At 37.1% G+C, this 13,733-nt stretch carries 11 protein-coding genes; all 11 read left to right on the top strand.

The window, feature by feature from the left end; translation table 11 throughout:
- Window positions 1-2: 2 nt before the first annotated feature.
- The 11 genes from EQG61_RS10460 (at window position 3) to EQG61_RS10410 (ending at window position 13,729) form a co-directional block, all read left to right on the top strand.
- Window positions 3-2,474 carry a polysaccharide biosynthesis tyrosine autokinase gene (locus tag EQG61_RS10460; RefSeq protein ID WP_129461870.1) on the top strand — a complete coding sequence of 824 codons (2,472 nt, stop codon included), beginning with the start codon at window positions 3-5 and terminating at the stop codon, window positions 2,472-2,474.
- Window positions 2,475-2,478: 4 nt separating this feature from the next.
- On the top strand, window positions 2,479-3,465 hold the full coding sequence (locus EQG61_RS10455; RefSeq protein WP_129461869.1) for an SDR family oxidoreductase: 987 nt from the start codon (window positions 2,479-2,481) through the stop codon (window positions 3,463-3,465).
- A gap of 3 nt (window positions 3,466-3,468) precedes the next feature.
- Window positions 3,469-4,860, top strand: coding sequence for a UDP-glucose 6-dehydrogenase (locus tag EQG61_RS10450; protein ID WP_129461868.1), 1,392 nt, complete (start codon window positions 3,469-3,471; stop codon window positions 4,858-4,860).
- A 10-nt stretch (window positions 4,861-4,870) separates the two neighbouring features.
- Window positions 4,871-6,145 (top strand): nucleotide sugar dehydrogenase, encoded by a 1,275-nt coding sequence (locus EQG61_RS10445; protein WP_129461867.1) that lies wholly within the window; start codon window positions 4,871-4,873, stop codon window positions 6,143-6,145.
- Window position 6,146: 1 nt separating this feature from the next.
- The gene (gene rfbB, locus EQG61_RS10440; RefSeq protein WP_129461866.1) at window positions 6,147-7,193 is read left to right on the top strand and encodes a dTDP-glucose 4,6-dehydratase; all 1,047 of its coding nucleotides are present in this window, start codon (window positions 6,147-6,149) and stop codon (window positions 7,191-7,193) included.
- Between the two features lie 203 nt (window positions 7,194-7,396).
- A complete protein-coding gene (locus tag EQG61_RS10435; RefSeq protein WP_129461865.1) occupies window positions 7,397-8,248 on the top strand; it encodes an ABC transporter permease in 852 nt (283 codons plus the stop codon).
- Window positions 8,249-8,259: 11 nt separating this feature from the next.
- Window positions 8,260-9,522, top strand: a complete 1,263-nt coding sequence (locus EQG61_RS10430; RefSeq protein ID WP_129461864.1) for an ABC transporter ATP-binding protein — start codon at window positions 8,260-8,262, stop codon at window positions 9,520-9,522.
- A 9-nt stretch (window positions 9,523-9,531) separates the two neighbouring features.
- Window positions 9,532-10,590 (top strand): acyltransferase family protein, encoded by a 1,059-nt coding sequence (locus tag EQG61_RS10425; protein ID WP_129461863.1) that lies wholly within the window; start codon window positions 9,532-9,534, stop codon window positions 10,588-10,590.
- 12 nt (window positions 10,591-10,602) lie between these two features.
- Window positions 10,603-11,505 carry a GT-D fold domain-containing glycosyltransferase gene (locus EQG61_RS10420; RefSeq protein ID WP_129461862.1) on the top strand — a complete coding sequence of 301 codons (903 nt, stop codon included), beginning with the start codon at window positions 10,603-10,605 and terminating at the stop codon, window positions 11,503-11,505.
- 2 nt (window positions 11,506-11,507) lie between these two features.
- Window positions 11,508-12,509 (top strand): glycosyltransferase, encoded by a 1,002-nt coding sequence (locus EQG61_RS10415; RefSeq protein WP_129461861.1) that lies wholly within the window; start codon window positions 11,508-11,510, stop codon window positions 12,507-12,509.
- A 167-nt stretch (window positions 12,510-12,676) separates the two neighbouring features.
- Entirely contained in the window at window positions 12,677-13,729 is a 1,053-nt protein-coding gene (locus EQG61_RS10410; protein WP_164974927.1) for a glycosyltransferase family 2 protein, read from the top strand.
- The last annotated feature ends 4 nt before the right edge of the window (window positions 13,730-13,733 follow it).

Here is a 13,733-nt window from a genome sequence, read left to right as displayed (position 1 = left end):
AGATGTTAGATATTAAAGATTTTGCTTTTTTTGAAAAACAGAACAGCTTTGATTTTAAGGCTTTTTTGATTAAAACGGGAAGTTATTGGCGTTGGTTTGTTTTGGGATTAGCCATTTCACTTTTCGTGGCTTATCAGGTGAATATTCGCAAGCAAAAGATTTATTCGTTAGAAACAACTTTAGCCGTAAAAGAACAAGAGAATCCACTTTTTACCAACAATACCAGTTTGATTTTCAATTGGGGTGGCACATCCGATCAGGTGCAGACTATCGCCACCACTTTGAAATCACGGTCCCACAATGAATTGGTGATTGATAAATTATCATTCTATGTGGATTACCTCAAAGAAGAAAAGTATTTTACAGAGGATGTTTACGGTTACACGCCATTTTTAGTTCATTTAGACAAAACCAAAGATCAGATGTTAGGAAATCCCATGAACATCCGATTTGTGAGTCCGAACGAATACGAATTAACCACTCATTTTAGTTCCAATTCAGTACCGTTAATTAATTACAGTACCAATGTGAAATCAACGCAATCGGTGGTTTCGGGAGATTATAAAAAACGATTCAAGGTAGGGCAAAAAGTTAACCTTCCTTTTTTGAGTTGGACACTAGATATCAAAGATTTGCCTGGAAATTATGTGGGTCAAAAATATATTGTGAAGCTCAATAATTTTGATGATGTAGTGACACAATATCGAAATGTAAAAGTTTCGATTGATGAAAAAGCAGGTTCGATAATAAAACTTTCATTACAAGGAACCAATAAAGCGCGTATCGTTGATTATTTGAACGAGACGGTTCGTATGTTGATGAAAAAACAATTGGAGAGTAAAAATTTATTTGCGGAAAATACCATTAAATATATCGATACGACGCTTACGTTAATGGAGCAAAATTTAAAAGAAGCGAATAACGATTTAAAAGATTTTAGCAAAGGCAGAAATGTATTAGAAATTGAAAAGCGTGGCGAGACGTATCAATTACAAATTCAGGAATTGGATTTGGCTCGGGATGCTGTTACGCGCAAAATCAATTATTACAATGCGTTAAATTCCTATTTGAAAAATAGTAAAGATTATTCCAAGTTACCAGCTCCATCGGTAGCAGGGATTGAAGAACCCAATATTATCAATAATGTAGCACAGTTAATTGCTTTGTCGGTGCGTCGTTCTGAAATGGCTTACTCGGTAAAAAGCGAATTGATGTTTAACAACATTGATAATGAAATCGCTGCTGTAAAGCGCGTTTTGCTCGAAAATGTGGCGGCGGCCAAAGTAGCGATCGAAACCGAATCCAATCAGATTAACCGTAAAATTCAACAATCCGAAGGGAAGATTGAAAAATTACCTGAAGAAAGTCAGGATTATTTACGAATTACTCGAAAATTTAATTTGAGTAATAGTGTTATTGATGCCTATTTGCAAAAAAGAAACGAAGCGCAAATTGTAAAAGCGGCAAATCTTTCCGACGTTCAATTTATTGATCCTGCCAAAGATATTGGTGGTGGTTTGATTGGTCCTCGTACTGGGGTGAATTATGTGATTGCCTTGTTTGTGGGATTATTGATTCCGTTGCTCATTGTATTTTTAATTTTCTTTATCAATAATGCCATTCAAAATGCGGAAGATATTAGTTCATTAACCAATATTCCATTAATTGGAGTTATTGGAATCAAACATACATCGTCTAATTTGGCAGTTTTTGAAAAGCCTAAATCCGCTTTATCGGAGTCTTTTAGAGCCTTGCGTTCTTCGTTGCAATTTTTATACAAAAAGCAAAATAAGGAAGGCAGTAAAACATTGATGTTGACTTCTACGGTGTCGGGTGAAGGAAAAACATTTTGTTCCATCAATATCGCTACAGTATTTGCAATCAGTGAGAAAAAGACGGTAATTGTTGGTTTGGATTTACGAAAGCCTAAGATTTTTGATGATTTTAATCTAAAAAATAAGATAGGAATTGTCAATTACCTAATTGGTGAAAATTCGTTGGATGAGATTGTTCAAAAGACCAAAATTCCTTATTTAGATGTCATTACTTCTGGTCCGATACCGCCCAATCCTTCCGAGTTAATTATGGGAGAAACAATGCGCGAGTTTATTGAAGAATTAAAGTTGCGTTACGATTATATTATCTTGGATACTCCACCGGTGGGACTGGTAACGGATGCAATTGAGTTAGCACCTTTTGCGGATGTAACGTTGTATATCATGCGACAAAATTTCACAAAAAAGGAAATGGTAAGTTTGATCAACAACCGGGTTCAACGAGATGAATTGTCCAATGTGAGTATCGTATTGAATGGTTTTGAAAATAAAGCCAAATACGGGACAGGTTATGGCTATGGCTACGGTTACGGTTATGGCTATGGAAATTATTCCAATGGCTATCATGAAGAAGATGCACCGATTACATTTTGGGATAAAATTAGAGATTTCATAAAGAAAAGTTTACAAAAGAAATAGTTTCATGCAAAACAAAACCACTACAACAATTGTTGTAACCGGTGTAGCCGGATTTATCGGTTCCAATTTAGCAGAATATTTCTTGGCTAATGGATTTCATGTGGTCGGTCTTGATAATTTTGCTACCGGGCATAAGAAAAACATGGATGCCTTTATCACGCACGAAAAATTCAAGTTCGTTGAAGGGGATATCCGAAATTTAGCTACATGTCAGGAAGTGGTGCAAGGGGCAACGTATGTGTTACATCAAGCTGCCTTGGGTTCGGTACCGCGTTCCATTAACGATCCGATTACTTCTAATGATGTGAATGTATCCGGATTTTTAAATATGTTGGTGGCGGCACGTGATGCCGGTGTAAAACGATTTGTTTATGCGGCAAGTTCTTCAACCTATGGTGATTCTAAAGTACTACCCAAAGTTGAAGAAGAAATTGGGAAACCTTTGTCACCTTATGCCATCACAAAATATGTGAACGAATTGTATGCAGAAATTTTTTCAAAAACATACGGTTTAGAAACCATTGGGTTACGCTATTTCAATGTTTTTGGGAAACGACAAGATCCGCAAGGAGCATACGCGGCGGTTATTCCAAAATTTGTCATGCAATTGATGCAAAAGGAATCGCCGGTAATTAATGGTGACGGAAGTTATTCACGAGATTTTACCTACATTGACAATGTGGTTCAAATGAATGAATTGGCCATGTTTACAGAAAATAGTGAAGCCATCAATACCGTTTTTAATACGGCTGTTGGGGATCAAATTACGTTAAATGAAATGGTGGATTTACTGAAACAATACCTAAGTAAATACGATCCAGAAATTCAGCATGTGGAAATTACCTACGGACCCAATCGCAATGGAGATATTCCACATTCAAAAGCAAGTATTGAAAAAGCAAAACGCTTATTAAATTATAATCCAAAATACCCCTTTGCTGACGGATTAAAAGAAGCAGTAGATTGGTATTGGAACAACTTAACCAAATAAATAATGAGTATTACATCTATTTGTTGTATTGGTGCAGGGTATGTTGGCGGACCTACAATGGCAGTCATCGCTCATAAATGTCCACATATTAAAGTCACAGTGGTGGATCTAAATGAAGAACGTATTGCACGTTGGAATGATCCAAACGTTGAAAATATTCCCGTTTATGAACCCGGTTTAAGTGAAATTGTAGCACAAGCTAGAGGGAAGAATTTATTTTTTTCTACCCAAGTAGATGAGGCAATTGATGAGGCACAAATGATTTTTATTTCTGTAAATACACCTACCAAAACCTATGGGGCTGGAAAGGGGATGGCTGCAGATTTAAAATATATTGAATTGTGTGCACGTCAGATTGCTCGCGTGGCTACCACAGATAAGATTGTCGTTGAAAAATCGACATTGCCAGTTCGTACCGCTGAAGCCATAAAAAACATTCTTGACAATACGGGTAATGGGGTTCAATTTCAAATTCTATCCAACCCTGAATTTTTAGCAGAGGGTACAGCAGTGGAAGATCTTTTAGCACCAGACCGCGTGTTAATTGGAGGTGGAACGGATGAAGCCGGACAAATTGCGATTAAGAAATTGGTTGAGGTGTATGCGAATTGGGTACCTTCCCATCAAATTTTAACAACCAATTTGTGGTCATCTGAGTTGTCAAAGTTAACAGCGAACGCCTTCTTAGCGCAACGTGTTTCTTCAATCAATGCCATTTCAGAATTGTGTGAAAAAACAGGAGCCAATGTCAATGAAGTAGCCAAAGCGATCGGTATGGACAGTCGTATTGGTCCTAAATTTTTAAAAGCCTCTGTTGGATTTGGAGGATCTTGTTTCCAAAAAGACATTCTTAATTTAGTGTATATCGCTAAATCGTTTGGCTTGCAAGAAGTGGCCGATTACTGGGAGCAGGTTATCATTATGAACGACCACCAAAAGAATCGTTTTGCGCGTAAAATAGTGTCAACGCTTTACAATACCGTTTCAGGAAAGAAAATAACATTCTTAGGTTGGGCATTCAAAAAAGACACCAACGATACCCGTGAATCAGCAGCCATTTACGTAGCTGACGATTTGCTCAATGAACAAGCGCAAATAGCGGTTTACGATCCAAAAGTATCGGCACGACAAATACAGAGTGATTTAAATTATCTAGAAACGCGTTTGCCCGAAGAAAATGATAAAGCAATTGAGTCTTGCAATGACCCCTATGAAGCCTGTAAAAATGCGCATGCTATTGCAATTTTGACGGAATGGGACGAGTTTAAATCGTATGACTGGCAACGAATTTACGATGCGATGTTAAAGCCAGCATTTGTTTTTGATGGAAGAAATTTATTAGATGCAGATAAAATGAAAGAAATTGGATTCCTCTACCAAGGAATCGGTTCTTAATAGTCAAGGTATGGAAAAAAAAATAGGAGTTATTGGACTAGGTTACGTGGGTTTACCATTAGCACGTTTGTTTGCTACAAAGTATCCCGTTATTGGTTTTGATATCAACCAAAAAAGGGTAGATGAATTAAATAAAGGGACTGATTTTACCCTAGAAATTAATTCAGAGCTGTTACAAGAAGTACTGGTGAGTCAACCCGGTGAACAAGGATTGTATTGTTCTACTTCACTGGATGATTTGGCATTGTGCAATTATTATATTGTGACGGTTCCTACACCCGTTGATAAAAATAACCGCCCTGATTTAACTCCTTTGTATAAATCCAGTGAAACAGTTGGGAAAGTCCTAAAGAAAGGGGATATTGTGATTTATGAATCTACGGTATATCCCGGACTCACAGAAGAAGAGTGTGTACCCGTTTTGGAACGCGTAAGCGGATTAAAATTTAATGAAGATTTTTATGCAGGCTATTCACCCGAGCGTATAAACCCTGGCGACAAAGAACATACTGTTGAAAAAATATTAAAAATCACATCGGGTTCTACACCAGAAATTGGTCAGAAAGTCGATGAATTATACAAATCCGTAATTATTGCGGGAACGCATTTAGCACCATCCATCAAAGTAGCAGAGGCCGCTAAAGTAATTGAAAATGCGCAACGTGATATCAATATTGCTTTTGTCAATGAATTGGCTAAAATCTTTAATCTATTGGATATTGATACGCAAGCTGTATTAGCGGCTGCGGGAACCAAATGGAATTTCTTGAATTTTAAACCGGGATTGGTGGGCGGACATTGTATCGGTGTCGATCCGTATTATTTGGCGCAAAAAGCACAAGAAACCGGATATCATCCTGAAATTATTTTAGCAGGAAGACGCTTAAATGATAGTATGGGAGAATATGTGGCTTCTCGAATTATCAAACTTTTTATTAAAAAACGAATTCCAGTCGTAAATTCAAAATTACTGATGTTGGGAATAACGTTTAAAGAAAATTGTCCCGATGTACGGAATACCAAAATTGTAGACGTAGTAAAAGCATTAATGGATTATGGTATTCAAGTGACCATTTATGATCCTTGGGCCAATCCAGCGGAAGTGATGCACGAATACGGTTTAGAAACCATCAACCAAATCCCCAATGAAAAATTTGATTCCGTTGTTTTAGCGGTAGCACATAAAGAGTTTTTGGATCTCAATTTGGATATTTTCAAAAATGAAAAATCGGTGGTTTACGATGTTAAAGGAGTATTAACTTGTCCTATAGATGGGAAATTATAAGATGAAGAAAATACTAATCACTGGAGGTGCAGGTTTTATTGGCTCACATGTTGTTCGTCGCATGGTGACACAATATCCCAATTATCATATTTTTAATTTGGACGCACTTACCTATGCGGGAAATCTAGAAAATATAAAAGATATAGAAAAGGCCCCCAATTACACCTTTGTAAAAGGCGATATTACGGATGCACATTTTATTCAAAATCTTTTTACCGAACACCAATTTGATGGAGTAATCCACTTAGCCGCTGAATCCCATGTGGACCGTTCTATTTCCGATCCTTTGGCTTTCGTTCGAACAAACGTAATCGGAACTATGACGTTATTGAATGCAGCAAAAGCGAGTTGGAACGGAAATTTTGGGGGCAAACGATTTTATCATGTGTCCACAGATGAAGTGTATGGTTCTTTAGGAGAAACGGGATTTTTTACCGAGTCTACTGCGTATGATCCCAATTCACCGTATTCTGCCTCTAAAGCAAGTTCGGATCATTTTGTGCGTGCCTATGGTGAAACCTATGGCTTGCCCTACGTAATAACCAATTGTTCCAACAACTACGGACCCAATCATTTTCCTGAGAAATTGATTCCGTTGTGTATTCATAATATTATTGAAAATAAACCTTTGCCCATATATGGTGATGGTAAATATACTCGGGATTGGTTGTTTGTTATCGATCATGCCCGAGCCATTGATTTAGTTTTTCATGAAGGTAAAAATCATGAAACGTATAATATTGGCGGATTTAATGAATGGCAAAACATCGACTTAGTTCGCTTACTTTGCCGTATTATGGATCGTAAATTAAATCGCGCTGAAGGAGAATCAGAACAATTGATCACTTTTGTAAAAGATCGTCCGGGACACGATTTGCGCTATGCCATTGATGCGACTAAAATCAATACCGAATTAGGTTGGAAACCCTCCGTTACTTTTGAAGAAGGATTGGAACAAACCGTGGATTGGTTTTTGGCCAATGGCGAATGGTTACAGAATGTAACTTCAGGTGCCTACCAAAAGTACTATTCACAACAATATCAATAATTTATTTAATTGGTTAATAAACCAAATTAATTGATTATTTTGAACCCTAAATTGAATTGAGGCTTTCGAAAAGATTGAAATTCCCAATTCACATAACACTGCCTTAATACATCACCCGACAATTTTTTATAGTTTTGTTCGGACAAAAGTGATTGTATTTTTGCAAATAATGTCAACTCTAAACAATAATTGAAATAGGTACAATGCAACAATCAAAGCAACCATGGACCGAAATAATTCAATCTAAAAGTTCTTTGTTCTCCGTTAATTTAGCGGAAGTTTGGAGGTACCGTGATTTGTTATTTCTTCTGGTAAAAAGAGATTTTATTACTTTTTACAAACAAACTATTTTAGGCCCCATCTGGTTTTTTATCCAACCATTGTTAACGATGCTGGTTTACATCATCCTCTTTGGTCAAATCGCAAAGATTGATATCAATAACGTACCTCAAATCGCATTTTTTCTTTCAGGTATCACGATTTGGAATTACTTTTCTGAAAGTCTTACTAAAATTTCAACCGTATTTAAAGACAATGCAAGCGTATTCGGGAAAGTCTATTTTCCACGATTAATTATGCCTTTATCCATTGTTTTTTCTGGATTAATGAAGTTTTTAGTGCAGTTCACACTCTTTATCATCGTTGTTTTATATTACACGTATGTTGAAGAGTCAATCCACCCTACAATCTGGGTATTAGCCACGCCGTTTCTAATCCTTCTAATGGCTTTGTTTGCACTTGGTATCGGGATGATTTTTTCATCATTAACCACAAAATACAAAGATCTTACGTTTTTATTGACGTTTGGTATACAGCTGTTTATGTATGCAACCCCCGTGGTTTATCCCATATCAGCTATGCCCGAACGCCTAAAATGGATTATAAAACTCAATCCGCTGAGTGGAATTTTTGAATGTTTTCGATACGGGTATTTGGGCTCTGGTACTTTTGAAACCAGTGATATTCTAACCAGTACAGCATTAATCAGCGTATTATTTATAATAGGGGTTATTATATTTAATAAGGTTGAAAAAGATTTTATGGATACGGTTTAATGGATGGGAGTATGAAAAACATTGCAATTTTAGCGGAAAATATTTCAAAACAATACCGTTTAGGAGAAGTCGGAACAGGTACCTTGTCCCATGACTTAAATCGAATGATAAGTAAACTTCGAGGAAAAGGAGATCCTTATTTAAAAATCGGAGATACCAATGACCGAACAACGTCGGGAAACAGTCAGTATGTATGGTCGTTAAAAGATATCAATTTTGAGATTGAACAAGGTGATGCCGTAGGTATTATTGGCCGAAATGGTGCCGGGAAAAGTACGTTGCTCAAATTATTAAGTAAGGTAACCAAACCCACCACAGGAAGTTTTAAAGTGAACGGTCGTATCGCCTCACTTTTAGAAGTGGGAACAGGATTTAATCCCGAAATGACCGGTAGAGAAAACATCTACCTTAATGGAGCAATTCTAGGGATGCGTAAAGCTGAAATTGACCGTAAATTTGATGAAATTGTCGCTTTTTCTGGAGTGGAACGCTATATTGATACGCCTGTAAAACGGTATTCCTCAGGAATGTATGTGCGTTTAGCCTTTGCTGTGGCTGCCCATTTAGAATCTGAAATTCTAATTGTCGATGAAGTATTGGCGGTTGGAGATGCTGAATTTCAGAAGAAATGTCTCGGTAAAATGGGTGACGTAAGTAAAGAGGAGGGAAGAACCGTACTTTTTGTGAGTCATAACATGTCAGCCGTTCAAAATCTATGTAATAAAGGAATCGTACTTTCCAATGGAACTACTGAATTTGTTGGGAATGTGGAAGAATCCATTCAGCATTATTTGAAACGCAATACCGATTCTATTAATTTATTAGAGACTAAAGAACGTAAAGGTTCTGGTGTCGTGAAATTTGCCGAAATCAATGTTTTTGGCGCTACTCGTGAAACAAAACCACAGTCGGGACAACCCTTTACCATGGAATTTGTTTTGGCGAATAACCAACAAGTAAATTTTGCAGATATCGAATTTGATGTTCGCATCGACGATCAAATCGGACAACGCATCTTATGGATGAGTACGACTTTAATGAAAGAAACGCCCAATCGCGTGGGAAATGTAGTAACGTTCTCAATGGATCGATTGGTTCTAAATGAAGGTATCTATTTTATAACGGTGTATATGACGGTCAATAAAGATTTGTCCGATTGGGTGCAAAACGCCATCACTTTTGAAGTGTCAGAAGGCGATTTTTACAATACCGGAAAACGAGTTCCCGCATTGCATAGTAAAGTGCTTGTGGATTATCAAGTACAGTATTCATAATCTCTAAACATGCGGATAGATCAACTCACATTTACACGTTTTTTAGCCGCAGTTGCTATAGTAATCTATCATTTTGGAAAACGCATTTTTCCATTCAATGCCGATGAAGTCAGTTTTTTGGTAAAACATGCCAACATCGGAGTGAGTTATTTTTACATCCTTTCGGGTTTTATCATGATTATCTCCTACGGAAGAAGTCAAAAGGTGGCTCCCTTGGATTATTATAAAAATCGTATAGCCCGAATTTATCCGGTATATCTTCTCGGATTTTTATTTTATTTCCCCATTTGCATTATGATCAATTATCCCATTGATTATACGCTCATTGCCAATGCAACCATGTTACAATCGTGGATGCCTGGATGGGTTATGCGGTATAATTTTCCGGGTTGGTCGGTTTCGGTAGAAATGTTGTTTTACTTTCTATTTCCACTGTTATTCAATTACGGCTATTCCAAACCGAATTATCGAAAAGCAATTTTTATCGGAATAGTATTGTTCTGGGTGTTTTCTCAATTGTTTTTCCATTATATGATTCAGCATCCATATTATAAAGGCGAATTTACTCCCAGTCATGAATTGCTGTTCTATCATCCCTTATTTCATTTAAATGAGTTCTTAGTCGGGAATTTAGCAGGGTTATGGTTCCTAAAACAAGGGGATTCCTCCCGTAAAAATTACGATTGGATTGTTTTAAGTTTGGTGGTTCTCATCGCTTTGGCTTTGAAATATCCAATGGGAATGAATTATCACAATGGATTATTTGCCGTTTTGTTAGTGCCATTGATCCTTTTTATTTCCTTAAATACGGGTCGGATTACACAGTGGTTTTTACACCCCAAGTTGGTGTATTTGGGCGAAATCAGTTATGGTGTTTACATTTACCAACTTCCGGTGTTTTATTATTTGAAACCTATGCCCATCGACAATCAATTACTGGCATTCGGAATAAAACTTGCCGTACTTTTACTCCTATCGATGGTCAGTTATCGATTTATCGAAATTCCGCTTCGAAATAAAATCAAAAAAATAGACTTGCGGTTTTTGCAGAAAGAGCGACAACTTTAAAACGAAAAAGTAATGAATGCATTGGTTCGAGAATTCTATTATTATTACTGGTTGCTGCGTACTTGGAATGTTCGTCGGAAATTTCCAAAATACCAAATTATGACGCTCGAACAAACACTGGCCGCCATTGTGAAGGAACGAAAGTCGGTCAGTCGTTTGGGGGATGCCGATTTTTTATTACTTATCGAAGAACGCGATGTGTCGTACCAACGCTTGTCCAAAGAAATTGCACAGCGATTGCAAGCCGTATTGGATTGTAGAGATCCCCGATTTTTAGCTTGTTTGCCTGATACATTAGTGGATCAATCCGAGTGTAGACGTTCTACTGAGGTGCATTGGAAATCTTTTGTATACAAATACGGACAGCGATTGGCTCGTTGTTTTGACACCAATTACACCTATGGAAATTCGAACATGACGCGTATTTACATGAATTTCCACGATAAAACAAAATCACCAGAGCTTTTTCAACAAATCAAAACGATTTGGAATCAAAAACATGTGGTTGTTGTTGAAGGAAAGTTTACGCGCTTTGGCATCGCTAATGATTTGTTAGATAATGCATTGTCTGTCAAACGAATCATCGGACCCCACATGAATGCTTTTGAAAGTATCGATACGATTAAAAATGCACTGTTGAATTTTTCAAAAGATGAGGTGTTGTTTTTGTTCTCATTGGGTCCGACAGCCACGATATTGTGCCATGAATTAGCAATAGAAGGTTACTGGGCCGTGGATATTGGCAACTTGGATTTGGAATACATGTGGATGAAAGCAGGCGCAACCGAAAAAGTCTCCATCAAAGGGCGATTCAGTGTGGAAACATCAACTTCTGTGATGGATTTAACACTTGATCCTGTCGATGCAAAAGTGTACCAAGAGAGTATAGTGTTGGATTTGTCAATTGCTGAATAACGATGTCAAAAGTGCTTTTATCCATCATCATTCCCGTTTATAAAGTGGAAGAATACCTGGCCAAATGTTTGGATAGTGTATTGGAACAAGGTATGGATTTGGCGACTTATGAGGTGATTGTAATTAATGACGGTTCCCCTGATAATTCCAAAGAAATTATTGAATCGTATCTTCCCAATCATCCGAATCTTATTTTTATCGATCAGGAAAATCAAGGTGTTTCTGTGGCACGCAATAAAGGGCTCGATCGAGCCACAGGTGAATTTATTCTTTTTGTTGATCCTGATGATGCTGTTTTTGAACATTCTATTCCGCCCTTACTCCAAATCGCTCAAGAACAGCAATTGGATATTCTTTACTTGAGCTTGGATTTGTATGATGAAGCTGGGAATTTCCTCAGTCATTATGAAAATTGTGGTGAAGAAGGCGTGGTCAGTAGCGGATTAATACATCCAAGACGCACTTTTCCAGCGACCTTGTACCGACGCGATTTAATCGGTTCCATTCGTTTTGTAAAAGGAATCACCCGAGGACAAGATACCGTGTTCAATGCCATGGTGCAATCTTTGGCACAACGCTGCAGTTATAGCAATTTGAAGTATTACAAATACCTTCAACGGGAAACTTCGTCTCGGAGTTTAGTTGGAAATGAAAATGCGTTTAAAGGTTGTATGTTGGCTATCGAAGCCTTTATCGAATTTGAACAAAAGCATTTTTCAATAGCTTCTCCAGCAAGCATCTCCTACTTTTTTAACTTGAAAGTACTCTTTTTACAACGCCAAGTAGAATGGGGTTTATTGGATACGTTGGACAAAAACCGCTACTATCGTATAAAACAATTTATTTGTGATCATCAATTAGAGAAGGTGGCTAAAGAAGTGGCCAAAATTTATCCCTACTTTGGTGCTTCCTACAGCGTGTTTGCAAGTTATCATACGGTTTTGCAATTCAAACACCATTTGTTTCGAAAACTTAGTACCTGGAAACAAAAAGCACTTCGTTAATTTTTTAAAGTGGAGATTTGTTAAAAAGTATATAAAAACTCGCTAAAGTATTCTCGTTTATGCGGTGTGAAATTGGGGAGTATTTCCTATTTTTACCACGAATAACACACTCTAAAAGCATTACAAAAGTGACACAGTCACAGGTTGTGATGTGGAGTACGATTTGCATGAATCAATCAATATCAGTATCGGTAATTATTCCGCTTTACAATGTAAAACCCTTTGTCAGTCAGTGTTTAGATTCACTATTAGCACAGACTTTGACTGCATTTGAATTGCTTGTAGTCAATGATGGTTCTACCGATGGAAGTGAAATGATTGTGGAGGAATATGGTAAAAAAGACCCGCGGATTCACTTGTTTCACCAAACCAATCAAGGGGTTGCCGTTGCAAGAAATGCCGGTATTCTTCATGCCAAAGGGGAGTATATCACTTTTGTAGATGCCGATGATTTTGTTGAAAAGGATTATTTGGAACATTTATATCAAAGTGCAATTCAGTATAAAACATCAATTGTTGTAGCCAATTTTAAATCAGAAATTGAAGGAAAATGGGTCGAAAATGAGTCCGTTTACGATACGAATAGGTTGGTTTTAAAAGAGGAAATACAACAAAATATTCTCCCCATTTTTCTCACAAACGACTCCCTCAATTCTTGTTGTGTCAAATTGTTTGACAAACAGTTAATTCAGGACAATCGGATTCAATTTCCGGCAGGAATGACCAATGGTGAAGATGCTTTGTTTTGTCTAAAGGCTTTTTCTTTAACAAATACAGTTGTGTTTACGAAGCTTTCAGGGTATTGCTATCGCGCCGTGAGTGGCAGCGCTTCTCGGAATTTTTTGTCTAAAGATTATTTGAAAATTGCTTTGGAAAATTACGAGTTTGATCATCAAAGTTATGCCCAGTTGTCTTTGGATAGCCGTTTAATTCAGCGTTATAAATCGCACCGTTTAATGAATACCTTATACGATTTAATTCACATATATTTACGTCCTAATGCCGCTGTTTCTTGGTTGAAGCGTGTACAAAAAGTGCGAGCAATTATGAAACATCCGCGCGTTCAAGAAGTATTCAAAGTCTATGGCGTTGAATTAGAACAAGAAACCTTTAGATATCGAAAACAATTGTTGCAAAGTATCCGTAAGAATCGCTTATTCGTAGTTATGGGATTAACCTTTTACAGTAATTTTAGAAACCACTATTATTTTACAAAATAAAAAT

The organism is Flavobacterium stagni (assembly GCF_004122105.1).
GTDB lineage: Bacteria > Bacteroidota > Bacteroidia > Flavobacteriales > Flavobacteriaceae > Flavobacterium > Flavobacterium stagni.
This window is presented reverse-complemented; position numbering and strand designations above follow the sequence as displayed.